Below are 16,984 nucleotides of genomic sequence, written 5' to 3'. Positions count from 1 at the left end.
ACCCACAACCCCCACCACGCCTACATGGTCGGCGACCACTTCAGCGTGCTGCGCCTCGGCACCATGGAACTGTCCGCCTCCCGCGACCAGGTCAGCCTCGAAGAGCTCACCAACCACATGGCGGGCGGCTCCGAACTCGCCGCTCTCAAACACGAACTGGCCCAGGTCCGCGGCGTCGACGTCGAAGAACTCCCGGGAGAGGAAGACCTCACCGCACCCGTGGCGACCTCGTCCGAGGTCTCACCTCCCTGACAACGGCGTCGCCGCACGCATACGGCGACAGCGACACTCCACCCCGTCACCCTGATCCGAAGGCATTTCCCCATGAAGATCGCCCTCGACCCGTACATGATCCGTCACGTCCCCCTCCTCGAACTTCCGTCTATGGTGGCTGAGTTGGGCTACGAGTGGATCGAGCTGTCTCCCCGCGAGGACTTCATCCCCTTCTTCCGCCATCCGCGCGTGGACGACGCGACGGTGCGGAAGTTCCGTAAGGCACTGGACGTGGCGGGTGTCGGCATCTCCTCGCTGCTGCCGCTGTTCCGCTGGTCCGGCCCGGACGAGGACTCCCGGCAGGCCGCCGTACGGTACTGGAAGCGCTCGATCCAGATCGCCGCCGACCTCGGCGTGGACAGCATGATCTCGGAGTTCAACGGGCGCCCGGAGGACCCCGACCGCAGTGAGGCGCAGTTCTGGAAGTCGCTGGACGAGCTGCTGCCGGTGTTCGAGCGCGAGGGCGTCAAGCTGGCGCTGGAGCCGCACCCGGACGACTTCATCGAGAACGGCTACGACGCGATCAACCTGATCCGGGGCATCAACAACCCCCACGTCACCTTCCTCTACTGCGCCCCGCACACCTTTCACATCGGTAGCGACGCCCCCGGCATGCTCAAGTACGCGGGCGACCTGCTCACCCATGTCCACCTGGCCGACGCCCTCGACCACACGGCGTCCTCGGGCAACCGCTACATCCTCAACCCGCCCGGCACGACGGCCCGTGTCCACCAGCACCTCGACATGGGGCAGGGCGAGGTGGACTTCGACGAGCTCTTCCGTGAGCTGCGCGCGAACGGCTTCGACGGCACGCTGACCGCCTGCGTGTTCGCTTGGGAAGAACGCGCCAAGGAGTCCTCGGTGTTCATGCGGAAGAAGATCGACGAGTACCTGACCACCTGGTCGTGACAGCTCGCGCCTAGTGTTTTGAAGTTCTTTAAAACGCTTAAAAGTCATGATCCCGGAGTCTCCGGAGCGAAGGGAAACCAGAGAAATGCCGTTCGAAGTGCTGACCATGGGCCGGGTGGGAGTGGATGTGTATCCGCTCCAGACGGGTGTGGGGCTTGCGGAGGTCACCTCGTTCGGCAAGTACCTGGGCGGCAGCCCGACGAACGTGGCCGTGGCCGTCGCCCGCTACGGCCACTCCGCGGCTGTGATCACCAAGACGGGCCGCGACCCGTTCGGGGACTTCGTCCGCGCGGCCCTGGACGGCTATGGCGTCGACAGCCGTTTCGTCGGCACGTCGGACATTGCGCCGACCCCGGTCACGTTCTGCGAGATCTTCCCGCCGGACGACTTCCCGCTGTACTTCTACCGGCTGCCGAAGGCGCCCGATCTGGATATCGCCCTCGCTGAACTGGATCTGGACGCGGTGCGCGACGCCGGGATCTTCTGGGTGACCGGTACCGGACTGAGCGAGGAACCGAGCCGTTCGGCCACGCTGGCAGCGCTGGCGCACCGGGCGAAGGCGGGGGAGACGGTCTTCGACCTGGACTGGCGGCCGATGTTCTGGGCGGATCCGTCCCTGGCACGCGCGTACTACGCCGAGGCGCTGCGGCACACGACCGTCGCGGTCGGCAACCTCGACGAGTGTGAGGTCGCCACCGGTGAGCGCGAGCCGCACGCAGCCGCGAAGGCGCTGCTGGCTGCCGGGGTGGCGCTGGCCGTGGTGAAGCAGGGGCCGAAGGGTGTGCTGGCGATGGACCGGGACGGTTCTGCCGTCGAGATCCCGCCGGTGCCGGTGGACGTGGTCAACGGCCTGGGCGCCGGTGACGCGTTCGGCGGCGCCCTGTGCCACGGACTGCTGTCCGGTTGGGACACCCGTCGTACCGTCTCCTTCGCCAACGCGGCCGGTGCCATCGTCGCGGGCCGGCTGTCCTGCTCCGACGCCATGCCGACCGAGGACGAGGTCGACGCCGAACTCCGTGGGGCCTCCCTCGCCCCCACCCCCGTAGAACGAAAGGCGTGACGCCGTGCTGTCCGACAACATGAGCCGGATCGTGTCCGCCCGGGTGGGCGACCCCGGCGCCATCGCGGCCGCCGCCGAACGCCGGGTGAAAGCGACCTCGCTGCTCGGCGAGCACGGCAAGGCCATGATCATCGCCGCCGACCATCCGGCGCGTGGGGCCAATGGCGTCGGGGGCGACCCCAGCGCCATGGCTGACCGCTTCTCGCTCCTGGACCGCCTGTGCACCGCACTCGAGCGGCCCGGCGTGACCGGTGTGCTGGCCACCGCCGACATCCTGGAGGACCTGCTGTTGCTCGGCGTCCTCGACGGCAAGAGCGTGTTCGGCTCGATGAACCGGGCGGGTCTGTCCGGGGCGGTGTTCGAGATCGACGACCGGTTCACCGGCTACGATGCCGCCACCATCGCCGCGATGGGCTTCGACGGCGGCAAGATGCTCACACGTATCGCCCTCGACGATCCGGCCACCCCGTCGGTGCTGGAGAACACCGCCCGTGCCGTCGACGAGCTGAACGACCGGCAGCTGATCGCGCTGGTCGAGCCGTTTCTGTCAGGGTGGCGGGACGGGAAGATCCGCAACGACCTGTCGACGGACGCCGTCATCAAGTCGGTCACCATCGCCTCCGGGCTGGGCCGGCGCACCGCCTACACCTGGCTGAAGCTGCCCGTCGTGGACGACATGGAACGGGTGCTGGCCTCCTCCACCCTGCCCGCCCTTCTGCTCGGAGGCGAGGTCAAGGACGCCGACGCGGCCTTCGCCTCCTGGGGCAAGGCGCTCAAGCAGCCCACCGCGCAGGGCCTGGTCGTGGGCCGCTCCCTGCTCTACCCCGCGGGCGGCGACGTCGCCGGCGCCGTGGACAAGGCGGTGAGCCTGCTGTGACCGGGAGCAAGTACCACCTGCCGAACGGGACTTCGGCGGACGGCCCCTACGATCTCCTGGTCACGCCGGAGTCGGCTGGCTGGGGTTACTCCGGTCTCAGGATCCTGACCCTGAGGCCGGGCGAGGCGCACACCCTGTCCACCCAGGACGCCGAGTTCCTGGTCCTGCCGCTGACGGGCTCCTGCACGGTCACCACGGGCGGCAAAGCCTTCGAACTCGCGGGCAGGACGGGCGTCTTCGACTCGGCCACCGACTTCGCGTACCTGCCACGCGCGTCGGAGGCACTGATCAGCAGCGCGCACGGAGGTCTGTTCGCGCTGCCCTCCGCCCGTACCGAGCAGGGAGGTCACTCGGCTCGGTACGGGCGCAAGGAGGACGTCCCGGTCGAACTGCGGGGTGCGGGCGCGTGTTCGAGACAGGTCAACAACTACTGCCTGCCCGGCACGTTCGAGGCCGAGCAGCTGCTGGTGTGCGAAGTCCTCACTCCCGGCGGTAACTGGTCCTCGTACCCGCCGCACAAGCACGACGAAGCACGGCCGGGCGCCGAGTCGGAGCTGGAGGAGATCTACTACTTCCAGGTCGCCGGTGAGAACGGCTTCGGCTACCAGCGCGTGTACGGCACCCCCGAGCGGCCGATCGACGTGCTGGCCGAGGTTCGCTCAGGTGACACCGTCCTCATCCCGCACGGCTGGCACGGCCCGTCCATCGCCGCGCCCGGCTACGACCTCTACTACCTCAACGTCATGGCAGGCCCCGGCCAGGACCGCGCCTGGCTGATCTGCGACGACCCCGCCCACGGCTGGGTCCGCGACACCTGGCGGTCCCAGGACGTCGACGACCGGCTCCCCTTCGAAGGACCCAACGAGCGATGAACACCGTACGACTCACCACCGCCCAGGCCCTGGTGCGCTTCCTCGCCAACCAGTACAGCGAGCGCGACGGCCAGGAACAGCGGCTGATCCCCGGGGTATGGGGCATCTTCGGGCACGGCAACGTCGCCGGCATCGGACAGGCCCTGCTCCAGGCGGCCACCACCAGCGAGGCCGACCTCCCCTACTACCTGGCCCGCAACGAGCAGGGCATGGTGCACGCCTCGGTGGCCTACGCCAAGATGCGCGACCGGCTGGCCACCTTCGCCTGCACGGCCTCCACCGGCCCCGGCTCGACGAACATGATCACGGGCGCTGCGCTGGCCACCACCAACCGGCTGCCCGTGCTCCTTCTCCCGAGCGACATGTTCGCCACCCGCGCCGCCGACCCCGTCCTGCAGCAGCTGGAGGACACCCGCGGCGGGGACGTCACCGTCAACGACGCCTTCCGGGCCGTGTCGAAGTACTTCGACCGCATCTCGCGTCCCGAGCAGTTGATCCCGGCCGCGCTGGCCGCGATGCGGGTGCTGACCGACCCGGTGGAGACCGGCGCCGTCACCCTCGCCCTGCCGCAGGACGTGCAGGCGGAGGCGTACGACTGGCCGGTCTCCTTCTTCCGGCGCCGGGTGTGGCATGTGAGCCGCCCGGTGCCGGAGCCGGAGGTCGTCGAGCGGGCCGCGCGTCTGCTGCGCGCGGCGAAGAGGCCACTGATCGTGGCGGGTGGGGGTGCCGTGTACTCCGGTGCTGAGACCGCGCTGCGGGCCTTCGCCGAGGCCACCGGCATCCCGGTGGCCGACACCCACGCCGGCAAGGGGGCGGTGCCCTGGGATCACCCGTGCGCGGTCGGCGGCATCGGCTCCACCGGCTCCTACGCGGCCAACGAACTGGCCCGCGAGGCCGACGTCGTTCTGGGAATCGGTACCCGGTACTCCGACTTCACCACCGCCAGCCACACCGTCTTCGGTAACCCGGACGTCACCTTCGTCAACCTCAACGTCGCCCGCCTCGACGCCGTCAAACACTCCGCCGAACCCCTGGTCGCCGACGCCCGCCTCGGCATCCAGGCCCTCGCCGGAGCGCTCACGGACTGGGAGGTGGAACCGTCGTATCGGCAGCGGACGCGTCAACTGATAGCCCGGACAAGGGAGGTCGAGGACGAGTGCTTCGCCCCCGGCCGCAACACCGGTGACCTGCCCGCCCAGACGCAGATCCTGGGCGCCCTCAACGACGTCCTCGACGACCGGGCCGTCGTGATCAACGCGGCGGGGTCGATGCCCGGTGACCTGCAGCAGCTGTGGCGGGCCCGCGATCCGAAGGCCTACCACGTGGAGTACGCCTACTCCTGCATGGGCTACGAGATCGCCGCCGGCCTCGGCGCCAAGATGGCCGACCCCTCACGCGAGGTCGTCGTCCTGGTCGGCGACGGCTCGTATCTGATGATGGCTCAGGAGATCGTGACCATGGTCTCCGAGGGCCTGAAGGTCATCATCGTCCTCGTTCAGAACCACGGCTTCGCCTCGATCGGCGCCCTGTCGGAGTCCCTTGGATCCCAGCGCTTCGGCACCAAATACCGCTATCGCAACGGCGATTCGGGCCGCCTGGACGGCGATGTCCTGCCCGTCGACCTGGCAGCGAACGCATCCTCGCTCGGCGCAGACGTCCTGCACGCCACCTCCGTCGAGGAGTTCCGCAGCGCGGTGGAGAAGGCCAAGGCCGCCACCCGCACCACCGTCGTGCACGTCGAGACCGACCTCTACGGACCCAACCCGCCCGGCCACGGCTGGTGGGACGTCCCGGTCAGCCAGACATCCGCGCTCGACACCACCCGCGCCGCACACGACACGTACGCCGCCCACAAGCAGGCCCAGCGCCACTACCTGTAGCACTCTCGTCCCCGAAGGAAATCCGTACCGTGACCACCATCCAGCACTGGATCAACGGCTCTCCCACCCAGGGCGCCGCCACCGCCACCCAGCCGGTCTTCAACCCGGCCACCGGCGCCGAGCAGGCCGAGGTCGTCCTCGGCACAGCCGCCGCCGTGAATGCTGCCGTGCAGGCCGCCTCCGCCGCGTTCGAGACCTGGTCGGAGTCCTCCCTCAGCCGGCGCACCCAGGTCATGTTCGCCTTCCGCCAGCTCCTCCTCGAGCACGAGGAAGAACTCGGCCGGATCATCTCCGCCGAACACGGCAAGACCGTGGACGACGCCCGCGGCGAGATCACCCGCGGCCGGGAGGTCGTCGAGTTCGCCTGCGGCCTCGGCGACGTGCTCAAGGGTTCCTTCTCCGACCAGGTCTCCCGCGGCGTGGACGTGCACAACTTCCGCCAGCCCCTGGGTGTGGTCGCGGGCATCACGCCCTTCAACTTCCCGGCGATGGTGCCCCTTTGGATGCACCCGATCGCCATCGCGACCGGCAACACCTTCATCCTCAAGCCCAGCGAACGCGACCCGTCCGCCGCCAACTTCGTCGCCGAGCTGTACCAGAAGGCCGGACTGCCGGACGGCGTCTTCAACGTCGTGCACGGCGGCAAGGACGCGGTCGACGCGATCCTGACCCACTCCGGCATCGAGGCGGTGTCCTTCGTGGGATCGACGCCGATCGCCAAGTACGTGCACGAGCAGGCGACTTCACACGGCAAGCGCGTTCAGGCCCTCGGCGGAGCCAAGAACCATGCCGTCGTCCTGCCCGACGCCGACCTCGAGTTCGCCGCGAACCACATCACCGCCGGCGCCTACGGCTCGGCCGGAGAGCGCTGCATGGCCGTCTCCGTCGCCGTGGCCGTGGGTGAGGCGGCCGACGCCCTGGTCGCGCTGCTCGAGCGCAAGGCCCGCGAGGTCCAGGTCGGCCCGGGCGACCGGCCCGGCACCGAGATGGGCCCCCTGGTCACCAAGGCCGCCCAGGAACGCATCGAGAACGCCGTCACCACCGCCCACGCCGAGGGCGCCACCGTCGTCGTGGACGGCCGCGGACTGAAGATCGACGGGCATGAGGACGGCTTCTTCACCGGCCCCTCCCTCCTTGACCACGTCACCACCGAGATGGCGGCGTACCGAGAGGAGCTCTTCGGCCCGGTCCTCGCGATCGTCCGCGCCGAGTCCCTCGACGAAGCCATCGACCTGATCAACGCCAACCCGTACGGGAACGGAACCGCCCTGTTCACCGCCTCCGGTGAAGCAGCCCGCCGCTTCCAGCGCAGGATCAAGGTCGGCATGATCGGCATCAACGTCCCGGTCCCGGTCCCGATGTCGTACTACTCCTTCGGCGGCTGGAAGGACTCCCTCATCGGTGACTCGCCGATCCACGGCCCCGACGGCATCCGCTTCTACACCCGCCCCAAGGTCGTCACCACCCGCTGGCCGCAGCCCGCCCAGCAACTCACCGCCGGCTTCAACTTCCCCACCTCCACCTGAGGGACCCCACAGCCCGTCCGCCACGAGGTGGACATGGACGTCAGGGATGCCCCCTTGAGGCCCCAGTCCCACTTCCGTCGGCAGTTCGCCGCCTGATCACTACTCCTCTGAAGGGCACAGTCATGACCACGTCCGCCAAACCCCTCTCCGTCGCGGTGATCGGCGCCGGCATGGCCGGCCGCAGTCACGCTGCCGGATACCGCAACGTCAACACGGTCTTCGGGGCCGGTCTGCCGCCCGTCCGGCTGGCCGCGATCGCCGATGCCAACGTCGAACTCGGCCAGGACGCGGCCCGCCGCTACGGCTACGAGAAGGCGCTGCCGAGCTGGGAGGCCGTCGTCGAGGACCCGACGATCGACGCGGTCTCCATCGTCGTAGCAAATGATCTGCACCGTCCGATTGCGGAGGCGTTGATCGCTGCCGGAAAGCATGTGCTGTGCGAGAAGCCGTTGGCCGGGTCACTCGAAGACGCCCGCGCCATGGCGGAGTTGGAGCGGAGTGCGGCGGTTGTGACGGCCGTCGGGTACTCCTTCCGGCGTTCGCCCGGCATCGCCGCCATCCGTGAGCATGTGCGTGCCGGTGAGCTGGGCGATCCGACACTGTTCAGCGGCCGTTACTGGTGCGACTACGCGACCGACCCGAACGGGCCGCTGAGCTGGCGGTTCAAGGGCGGCGCCGGGTCCGGCGCGCTCGGGGACATCGGTTCGCACCTCATCGACGCCGCCGAGTACGTCGCCGGGCCCATCACCTCGGTCTCCGGTGCCTCGTTGTCGACGCAGATCACCAAGCGGCCGCTGCCGCTGGGGGCGGTCGTCGGGCACAACACCGCCCCCGTCTCCGAGGAGATGGGCGAGGTCGAGAACGAGGACACCGCAGCCTTCACAGCCCGTTTCGCATCCGGTCTGGTCGGCACCTTCTCGGTGACGCGCACCGGCTTCGGCCTGCCCAACGGGCTCGCCTTCGACGTTCTGGGCGTGGGCGGGCGGGCCGCGTTCGACCAGCACCGGCCTGCCGAGTACCTCTTCGACGACGCGCAGCCGGAAGCCCGTACACGCGGGGCCCGGCAGATCATCGTCGGCCCGCGGCTGCCGTACTTCGCGGGAGGTGTCCCGATGGAAGCGCCGGGTGTGGGCGCCGGCAACGCCGACCACTTCACCTACCAGGCACGGGCCTTCCTCGACCAGGTCGCGGGGGTCGCCGAGCCGGTGCCGGCCTGCGCCACGTTCGCCGACGCGCTGCGGACCATGGAGATCATCCGGGCCGTCGTCACGTCCTCGTGCAGCGGCGGTGCCGCCGTCGACGTCCCGCCCGCCGCCTGACCTCCGCACGCAACCAAGGAGCACGCACATGGCCCTCAAGCTCGGCGCCTACACGGCCTGTCTGCACGACCGCACCCTCACCGAGGCGCTCGACATACTCAAGGAGAACGGTCTGACCTCCGTCGAGGTCAACACCGGCGGCTTCATTCCCTCCCCGCACTGCCCGGTCGACGTGCTGCTGTCCTCGGCCACCGCCCGGGAGGAGTACCTGGCCACCTTCGCCGACCGCGGGATGGAGCTCACCGGCCTCAACTGCAACGGCAATCCGCTCAATCCGCTCCCCGGCGTCGGCCCCAAGCACGCCGACGACCTGCGCCGCACCATCCGTCTCGCGGGTCTGCTCGGCGTGAAGCACGTCGTGACCATGTCCGGTACGCCCGGCTCGGACCCCGACGCCAAGTACCCCTCCTGGGTCGTCAACCCCTGGGACGGCGTGTACATGGACGTCCTGGACTACCAGTGGGGCCTTGCGGTCGGGTTCTGGAAGGAGATCGACGCGCTGGCCCGCGAGAACGACGTCCGGATCGCCATCGAGATGCACCCGCACAATCTCGTCTTCTCTCCCGTCACGCTGAAGCGGCTCGTCGACGAGGGAGGCCTGACGAACGTCGGCGCCGAGATGGACCCCTCCCACCTGATGTGGCAGGGCATGGACGTCATCGCCTGCGTCAAGTGGCTCGGCCCGCTGGTCTTCCACGCCGCAGCCAAGGACGCGACGCTCTGCCCGGGCGCCGACATCCGCGGCGTGCTCGACACGTCGTTCACCCGCGTGCCGGCCGACGCGCCCGGCAGGGTGCCCACGGGTTACGGCTTCTGGTGCAACGACTGGCCGGAGAACCCGGCTTGGAAGTTCGTCGCGGTCGGCCTCGGCAACGACGTCCCCTTCTGGACCGAGTTCCTGCGCGCCCTCGCCGAGATCGACCCCCACATGGCCGTGAACATCGAGCATGAGGACGCCGCCTACTCCCAGACCGAAGGGCTCGCCTTGGCCGCCAAGAACCTGCACAGCGCGGCGGCAGCCTTCTGAACTCCAGCGGCGCTCCGCCCTGCGCCGCTGGAATCGATTCCTGAAGTCATCGGTACTGCAGCCGGGCCTGGCGTGGGACGGCGCCGAACCTGCCGGTGTGGAAGTCGCGGAACGCCTGCTCGATCTCGGCCCGGGTGTTCATGACCATGGGCCCGCCCATCGCGACGGGCTGTCGGATGGGTGGCCCACTGAAGGTCAGGACCTTGCTGGCGACGTCGCCGTCGCCGGTCCGCAGGCCGATGACGGACAGGTCCGCGTCCGGCAGCGGATCGGACCAGGCTGTCTGCCCCGCGGTCACGGTGCGGCCGGCGATGCTCACGGCGCCGACGAGCACGGCGAAGAACGCTCGGTCCTGGCCGGGCAGGACGTGGTCGAGGCTCCGGCCGGGCTCCAGGGTGATCATCGAGCCGGATATCGGCCAGTGGTTGAGCGCCGGGCCGGTCAGGCCGCCGGTGGCGCCGGAGATGAGGTCGATGTGGGCACCGTCGTGGTCGATGGTCGGCCGGCCGGTGGCCAGCAGGTCCTGGTAGCGGCTGTCGACCATCTTCTTCTCGGCCGGCAGGTTGACCCACAACTGCAGTATGTGTGCGCGTTCATTGCGGAAGGCGAGCTCGCGGTGGATGATCCCGCGACCTGCGGTCATCCACTGGATGTCCCCAGCGGTCAGTGCGCCGCTGTTCCCGATGCTGTCGCCATGCTCCAACACCCCGTCCAGTACCAGCGTCACCGTCTCCAGGCCCCGGTGCGGGTGCCACTCGAAGCCGGGCTCCGAGAACAGGTCCTCGACCAGCACGAGGAAAGGGTCCGTCAGTGCCGGGGCCTGCGGAGAGAACATCAGGCTTTTGTCGTCGACCTGAGCGTCCGGGCCGAGGTGAATCCTGTCCTCGATCCGGGCGACGGTTCGGCGCGAGATCTGCTGCTGTGCCTGCATCATGTGCCTCCGCACAACCCCGTGGCGTTGATATGGGGGTAGAAGTCAAGCACCTTTTTGATGACACGTCAACGTAGCCATGCCTGTGCGGTATGACACACGCCCGGCGTCGACCGGCGCCCGCGCGATCGGCCAGGGCACGGTGCGGATGGCCAGTCGTGATCGTTGGACCCTCGCCGAGTTCATCCGGTCGGTCAACTGGTCTGGCCGGTCAAGAGGGCGGGCCATGTCCCGCGCAAGAAGAGTCGGTGTCCCTTCGAGTACATACCGGCGGCCAGTGCCAGCACCGCGAAACGATCAAGACTCGATCGCGTCGCCCGAGTTGATGGATCAACTGGTTCTCGCTATGTTGTTGATGCGTCAACCGGAATCTCTTCTGACAAGGACACCTGCCATGAGCAACAAGAAGGTCATCGCAGTCGCCGGAGCAACGGGTGCGCAGGGAGGCGGTGCCGCACGAGCGATCCTGGCCGATCCGGAGTCGGGCTTCACGGTCCGCGCGCTCACCCGGAACCCGGACTCGCCGGCGGCCAGGGAGCTCGCGGCGCTCGGGGCCGAGGTCGTGCAGGCGGACTTCGACGACGAGCCGACCGTGCACAAGGCGTTCGAGGGTGCCTACGGTGCCTTCCTCGTCACCAACTTCTGGGCGCACGGTTCGGCGGCGAAGGAGATGGCGGAGATTCAGGCCCTGGCCCGGGCCGCCGCGGCCACAGGGCTGCGTCACGTGGTCTGGTCGACGCTGGAGGACACCCGCGAACTGCTGCCGTTGGAGGACGGCCGTATGCCGGTCCTGCAGGAGAAGTACAACGTGCCGCACTTCGATATCAAGGGTGAGGGTAATGAGCTGTTCAGGCAGGCCGGGGTGCCGACCACCTTCCTCAACACGACCTTCTACTTCCAGGGCTTCCTGCAGGGCCTCGGCCCCCAGCGCGGCGAGGACGGCGTGCTGGCGCTGGGCCTGCCGCTGGAGGACGGCAAGCTCCTGGCCGGAGTGGACGTGGCGGACATCGGCCGGACGGCCTTCGCCATCCTCAAGGGCGGCGAGCAGTTCATTGGTCAGACCGTCGGCCTGGCCGGCGACCATCTGACCGGCGCGCAGTACGCGGAGAAGCTGGCGGCGGCGCTGGGCGAGCCGGTGCGCTTCCAGTCCGTGCCCTACGACTTCTTCCGCACTCTCGAGATTCCGTTGGCCGAGGAGCTCGGCAACATGTTCCAGTACTACGGCGACTTCGATCAGGAGTTCACCGGCGCCCGTGACCTGAACCGGGTGCGCGAGATCAATCCGGCGCTGAAGAGCTTCGACGACTGGCTGGCCGAGAACGCCTCGAAGTTCGAGTTGAGCTGACTGGGCGCGACCACTCCCGTGAGTGGGCAGCTCGACGGCCAGGTCGTCTCGCCGTGACGGCGCCGTCCGCCGCCCTGCGGCCGGGTTTCGGAGCGGGAGGCACCACCCGCTGGAAGAGTTCCCACAGCTCATCGAGCACCAGACGTTTGACCGTCATCACGAACCCCACGCTGTCGACCCACTCATGGAGCGGGCGTCGGAAGGAACTTCATCAGAAAGCGTCTCATCAGCATGATCGCCGCAGGCGGCGCGGCAGCCGCGGCACCGGCCGTGACCACCGGCCCCGCCCAGGCGGCGATCCAGTCGCCCCAGTGCCAGGCCGACGCAGGTGCCGCCTGCCTGGCCGTCAGCACCCTACTGACCTTCTCGGGCTACCACTGCGAGAGCGACACTCAGAACTCGCAGCCCGTGGGCTGGTGCACGGGCACGGGTACCGGTAATTACCGCTGGGTGAGCATCGGACGTGTCTGGATGTGACACATGCGGTGCGGTGGCAACCCCGGCGGTGGCCACCGCACCAGCTCCTCGGCACAGTGCACGCCGCTACTGGTGAGCCCGAGACCCGCGGGCCGGCCGACTTGCGGGCCGCTTAGGCGTGATGGCGGCCCACCTGCGGGCCGCTACCGCGCTTCGATGCCTCGCCTTCACCGCCACCAACTGCACCTTTCTCCCTTTGCGTTGCGGTAGGCGCGTCCGTGGAACGCTCGGACTACGCCGGGATGGACACCACGGTGTATTCGGCGTTCACAGGCGAGGGGACGGTGAAGCGGGCGTTGGGCAGATAGAAGCGGTCACCGAAGCGCGCGATAGTGGTCGGGGTGTCGAAGCGCGAGTCGGTGCGGTGCCCTTCGCCAGGACCTGGCCCCGGGCCTGGCCCACCTTCCGGCCTACGCCGTGGCGGCCCGCTGGGGCCTCACGGAATCGAGTTACTTCGGCAGAGTCTTCAAGTCCGCGTTCGGTGTCTCCCCGCGGGAGTTCCGCCGGTGGCCTCTTTCTGGTGCCGCCGGAGAGTGACCACTTCCGTTGCCGTCAGGAGGCGATCAGGGATCGGCAGTGGGCCAGGAAGCCGTCCAGTGCAAGGTCGAACGCGGCGTCTGCGCGGTCGGGGCCGACGGCGGTCAGCGCCTGAGCGAGCAGCGGGGTCGTGCCGTCGGCGTCGGGTTCCCACATGGGCTCAGGCGCGGCCAGGTCGAGCGCGGAACCGAGGACGAGGTTGTCCAAGGCGGTGAGGACCGCCATGACGCGGTCCTTGGGGAAGCCCGCGTCTAGCAGCAGGGCGACCGCCCGCTCGTACTGGGCCAGCGCGTGGGGTGCGCGGACGGGCGCCGTGGCGAGCAGGGGGATGGTGCGCGGGTGGGCGGCGAAGGCGGCCCGGTAGGAGCGGGCCCAGGCGGCGAGGGCGGTGTCCCAGGGGCGCAGGTCGAGGGTGGCCGGGTCGATGGCGCCTGTGACGCGCAGCCGGATCAGTTCGACGATGCCGGCACGGCCGTCGACGTGATGGTAGATCGAGCCGGTCTGGACGCTGAGCTTCTTGGCGATCTGCGGGACGCTGAAGTCGCCGTCGCGGTCGACCAGTTCGAGCGCTACGGAGCCGATGCGCTCCCTGTCGATCAGGGCCTTGCTCGGCCGCCCCATGCGTCGTTCTCCTCGATCGTTGCCGCTCGGGTCTTCCCAGTAGTGGGCCCCAGGGCTACATTACCGAAACCGAAAGGCTTTAGGTTTAGCTCGCCGGGCGGTCCCCTGCCGCCGAACGGCGCCGTCCGAAAGGTGCCCGCCCCCATGGCCTCGACCACCAGACCCGAACCCGCGACCGCCGCGGGAGCCGACTCCTCGCTCCGCTCCGGCACCCTCCGCACCGGTGACATCACCTTCCTCGTCGTCTCCGCCGCCGCCCCGCTCACCGTCATGGCCGGCGTCGCCCCGTTCGCCATCCTGCTCGGCGGCATCGGAGCACCGAGCGGATACCTCATCGCCGGCGCCGTCCTCGCCCTGTTCGCGGTGGGCTTCACCACCATGAGCCGGTACGTCGGCAACGGCGGCGCCTTCTACACGTACGTCACCCGCGGCCTCGGCCGGCCCGCGGGCGTCGGCTCGGCCGCCCTCGCACTGCTGTCGTACAACGCGATGCAGATCGGCCTGTACGGACTGCTGGCCACCACCGTCCGCGACGCGCTGCAGGCCCTGTGGGGAGTCAGCATCCCCTGGCCGGTGGCCGCCCTCGTCGGTGTCGCGGTCGTCTGGCTGGCCGGGTACCGCAGCATCGACTTCGGGGCCCGGGTGCTGGGCGTGCTGCTGGTCACCGAGGCCGGCATCCTCGTGGTCCTGGCCGTCGGGGTACTGGCGGACGGCGGCGCACAGGGCATCCACTTCGCCTCCTTCACTCCCGCCAACGCCTTCACGCCCGGCACCGGCGCCCTGCTCGCCTTCGCCTTCGCGGCCTTCGTCGGCTTCGAATCCACCGCCATCTACCGCTCCGAGGCCCGTCGGCCGGAGCGGACGATCCCCCGCGCCACCTACGCAGCCGTCGGCTTCCTCGGCCTGTTCTACGCCTTCGTCGTGTGGATCGTGGTGCAGGCGTTCGGCGCGCGGGGTGTCATGGCCGCGGCCGCCGAGGACCCCGCCGCGCTGTTCTTCACCGCCATCACCCGGTACGTCGGCACCTGGGCGGCGGATGTGATGCACGTCCTCATCGTCACCAGCGTCTTCGCCGCGCTGCTCGCCTTCCACAACGCCATCAACCGCTACACCCACGCCCTTGCCCACGAGGAGGTGCTGCCCGCGGCCCTGAGCCGGGTGCACCCGCGGCACCGCTCGCCGCACATTGCCGGGATCCTGCAGACCGCGCTCGCGGCCCTGGTGGTCCTCGGCTTCGCCGCCGCCGGCGCCGACCCCTACGAGCGGCTGCTGCTGTGGGTGAACACCCCCGGTGTGGTCGGCATCGTGCTGCTTCAGGTGCTGACCGCAGTCGCCGTCCCCGTCTTCTTCCGTCGCATCAGTCACTCCGAGGGTGTCTGGCGGGCCGTGTTGGCCCCGATCGCCGGGGCCGTGCTCATGGGTGCCGCGCTCTACCTGATCATCGACAAGGTCGAGTTGCTGACCGGCGCCGGGACCGGCACCAACGTGGCGCTCCTCGCGCCCGTCCCGCTGGTCTTCGCCGCCGGCGTCGCCCTCGCGTACCGGCTGCGCCGCACCCGACCGCAGGTGTACGAGGCGTTCGCCGCGGAGCCCGACACCGACAACCGGCCCGCTGGAAACCCCGACACCCCGCAGTAGCCACTACCCCCCGTCACCCGAGCCGCCGCGAAAGGCGATCCACGTGCCCTTCACCCACGCCGACACCGTGCTGGTCGGCGCCACCGTCCGCACCCTGGACCCGAGGCGTCCCCTGGCGAACGCCGTCGCCGTCACGGACGGCCGTATCGCGGCGGTCGGCGAGGAGGCCGACGTACGCCACTGGTGCGGCCCCCGCACTCAGGTCGTCCACCTCGGCGGCGCCACCCTCACCCCAGGCCTCACCGACGGCCACACCCACGCCGTCAAGGGCCTCGAACTCGCCCAGGGCATCGACCTGTCCGGCTGCAAAACCCTGGAGCAGCTGCGCGCCACGTTGCGCGCGGCCGCCCGGCGGGCCGCACCCGGGTCGTGGATCACCGGTTGGAACCTCGACCACAACACCTTCGAGGGCGGCCCCATCAGCCGCCACCTCATCGACGACGCCGTGGGCGACAGCCCCGCCTTCCTACGGCTGTACGACGCTCACTCTGCGCTCGCCGGCTCCGCGGCCCTGCGGGCCGCCCGAGTCGACGGTCCACGCCGCTTCGACCAGGGGGCCGCCATCGTCTGCGACCCCGACGGGCGCCCCACAGGACACCTCGTCGAGCAGGCCGCCATGGAGACCGTCGCGGCCCTGATCCCGCAGCCCTCTCCCGCCGAGCGCCGCAAGACCCTTCTCTCCCTGCTGGCCGACATGGCCGCCACCGGCCTCACCGGCGGTCACGTCATGGACCTGGAGACCCCCGACGCGCTCGATCTGCTCACCGCCATCGAGGACGAGGACGTCCTGCCACTGCGGCTGCGCATCGCGCCCTGGTGCCAGCCCGGCGCCGGCCCCGACGAACTGCACCGGCTGATCGCCCTCCAGGGGCGCGCCGGACGGCACTGGCGCGTGGCGGGCGTCAAGCTGTTCCTCGACGGCACCGTGGAGGGCGGCACCGCCTGGCTCGACCATCCCGACTGCCATGGCGCCGGCACCGAGCCGTTCTGGCCCGACCCCGCCGCGTACACCCGCGCCGTGCATGCCCTCGACCGCGCGGGCGTGCCGACCGCCACCCACGCCATCGGCGACGCCGCGGTCCGCCGCGTCCTCGACACCGTCCAGGCTCTCGGCACTCCGCAGGCCTGGCACCGCGCCGAGCATCTGGAGACCGTGCCCGACGACCAGATCCCGCGCTTCGCCCAGCTCGGCGTCGCCGCCTCCATGCAGCCCGCCCACGCCACCTACGCCCGGGCGGACCACAGCGACGAGTGGTCCCGCCGACTCGGTCACGAACGCGCCGCCCGGGCCTGGCGCTGTCGCGACCTGCGCGCCGCCGGAGCCACCCTGGTCCTCGGATCCGACTGGCCCGTCGCCCCCTACGACCCACGCCGGGTACTCGCCGCAGCCCAACTGCGCCGCCACCCCGGCGACCCCGGCACCCCGCCCGTGCGACCCGACCAGGCACTCACCCCGCTGGCCGCCCTGGAGGGCTACACCACCCACGCCGCGCGGGCCGCGGGGGAGGAGGACATCGCCGGACGCATCGCACCCGGCTTCCGGGCCGACCTCACCGCCTTCACCCTCGACCCCCTCACCACCGCCCCCGACGAACTCGCCGACGCGCCGATCCGGCTCACGATGAGCGGGGGCCACGTCACCCATCGGACGCTGTGACACCGCTCAACTCGCCCGGAGCATCCCGGGTGCCG

15 protein-coding genes and 1 pseudogene are annotated in these 16,984 nt (G+C 69.9%); 14 read left to right on the top strand and 2 right to left on the bottom strand.

The genetic code is table 11. The features are described 5' to 3' along the window. From KUM49_RS40315 to KUM49_RS40275, 9 genes and pseudogenes are all read left to right on the top strand, one after another. Positions 1-252 (top strand): annotated as a pseudogene (locus tag KUM49_RS40315) (sugar ABC transporter ATP-binding protein); the annotation flags it as partial. Positions 253-324: 72 nt separating this feature from the next. Continuing rightward, a complete protein-coding gene (locus KUM49_RS40310; protein ID WP_217241879.1) occupies positions 325-1,182 on the top strand; it encodes a sugar phosphate isomerase/epimerase in 858 nt (285 codons plus the stop codon). 85 nt (positions 1,183-1,267) lie between these two features. Beyond that, positions 1,268-2,242 carry a 5-dehydro-2-deoxygluconokinase gene (gene iolC, locus KUM49_RS40305; RefSeq protein ID WP_217241878.1) on the top strand — a complete coding sequence of 325 codons (975 nt, stop codon included), beginning with the start codon at positions 1,268-1,270 and terminating at the stop codon, positions 2,240-2,242. Between the two features lie 4 nt (positions 2,243-2,246). Further along, positions 2,247-3,119, top strand: a complete 873-nt coding sequence (locus KUM49_RS40300) for an aldolase (protein WP_217241877.1) — start codon at positions 2,247-2,249, stop codon at positions 3,117-3,119. Next, entirely contained in the window at positions 3,116-3,991 is an 876-nt protein-coding gene (gene iolB, locus KUM49_RS40295) for a 5-deoxy-glucuronate isomerase (protein WP_217241876.1), read from the top strand. Before KUM49_RS40300 ends, iolB begins: the two co-directional genes overlap by 4 nt. Further along, on the top strand, positions 3,988-5,871 hold the full coding sequence (gene iolD, locus KUM49_RS40290; RefSeq protein WP_217241875.1) for a 3D-(3,5/4)-trihydroxycyclohexane-1,2-dione acylhydrolase (decyclizing): 1,884 nt from the start codon (positions 3,988-3,990) through the stop codon (positions 5,869-5,871). Before iolB ends, iolD begins: the two co-directional genes overlap by 4 nt. A 29-nt stretch (positions 5,872-5,900) precedes the next feature. Continuing rightward, positions 5,901-7,397 (top strand): CoA-acylating methylmalonate-semialdehyde dehydrogenase, encoded by a 1,497-nt coding sequence (locus KUM49_RS40285; protein ID WP_217241874.1) that lies wholly within the window; start codon positions 5,901-5,903, stop codon positions 7,395-7,397. 122 nt (positions 7,398-7,519) lie between these two features. Further along, the gene (locus tag KUM49_RS40280) at positions 7,520-8,716 is read left to right on the top strand and encodes a Gfo/Idh/MocA family protein (RefSeq protein WP_217241873.1); all 1,197 of its coding nucleotides are present in this window, start codon (positions 7,520-7,522) and stop codon (positions 8,714-8,716) included. A gap of 28 nt (positions 8,717-8,744) precedes the next feature. Continuing rightward, the gene (locus tag KUM49_RS40275; protein ID WP_217241872.1) at positions 8,745-9,743 is read left to right on the top strand and encodes a sugar phosphate isomerase/epimerase; all 999 of its coding nucleotides are present in this window, start codon (positions 8,745-8,747) and stop codon (positions 9,741-9,743) included. Between the two features lie 46 nt (positions 9,744-9,789). Here KUM49_RS40275 and KUM49_RS40270 read toward each other — a convergent pair whose 3' ends face one another. Next, the gene (locus KUM49_RS40270; RefSeq protein WP_254402509.1) at positions 9,790-10,677 is read right to left on the bottom strand and encodes a pirin family protein; all 888 of its coding nucleotides are present in this window, start codon (positions 10,675-10,677) and stop codon (positions 9,790-9,792) included. Between the two features lie 391 nt (positions 10,678-11,068). Here KUM49_RS40270 and KUM49_RS40265 point away from each other — a divergent pair, with 391 nt between their 5' ends. The 3 genes from KUM49_RS40265 to KUM49_RS40255 all read left to right on the top strand — a co-directional run bounded on the left by KUM49_RS40265 (position 11,069) and on the right by KUM49_RS40255 (position 13,033). Next, positions 11,069-12,019, top strand: a complete 951-nt coding sequence (locus KUM49_RS40265) for an NmrA/HSCARG family protein (protein ID WP_217241871.1) — start codon at positions 11,069-11,071, stop codon at positions 12,017-12,019. Between the two features lie 231 nt (positions 12,020-12,250). Beyond that, on the top strand, positions 12,251-12,496 hold the full coding sequence (locus KUM49_RS40260) for a hypothetical protein (protein WP_217241870.1): 246 nt from the start codon (positions 12,251-12,253) through the stop codon (positions 12,494-12,496). Between the two features lie 417 nt (positions 12,497-12,913). Continuing rightward, positions 12,914-13,033: an AraC family transcriptional regulator gene (locus KUM49_RS40255; protein WP_308406969.1), complete on the top strand. Its 120-nt coding sequence runs from the start codon at positions 12,914-12,916 to the stop codon at positions 13,031-13,033. 15 nt (positions 13,034-13,048) lie between these two features. Here KUM49_RS40255 and KUM49_RS40250 read toward each other — a convergent pair whose 3' ends face one another. Further along, positions 13,049-13,654, bottom strand: coding sequence for a TetR/AcrR family transcriptional regulator (locus KUM49_RS40250; protein WP_217241869.1), 606 nt, complete (start codon positions 13,652-13,654; stop codon positions 13,049-13,051). A 144-nt stretch (positions 13,655-13,798) separates the two neighbouring features. On the opposite strand from KUM49_RS40250, the gene KUM49_RS40245 reads away from it, so the two are divergent. Continuing rightward, positions 13,799-15,292 (top strand): APC family permease, encoded by a 1,494-nt coding sequence (locus KUM49_RS40245; RefSeq protein ID WP_217241868.1) that lies wholly within the window; start codon positions 13,799-13,801, stop codon positions 15,290-15,292. 43 nt (positions 15,293-15,335) lie between these two features. Then, positions 15,336-16,949: an amidohydrolase gene (locus KUM49_RS40240; protein WP_217241867.1), complete on the top strand. Its 1,614-nt coding sequence runs from the start codon at positions 15,336-15,338 to the stop codon at positions 16,947-16,949. Positions 16,950-16,984 lie beyond the last annotated feature (35 nt).

The organism is Streptomyces sp. AC555_RSS877, assembly GCF_019049245.1.
Classification (GTDB): Bacteria; Actinomycetota; Actinomycetes; order Streptomycetales; family Streptomycetaceae; genus Streptomyces.
The sequence above is the reverse complement of the archived record's forward strand: the minus strand, read 5'-3'. Positions and strand labels throughout refer to the sequence as shown.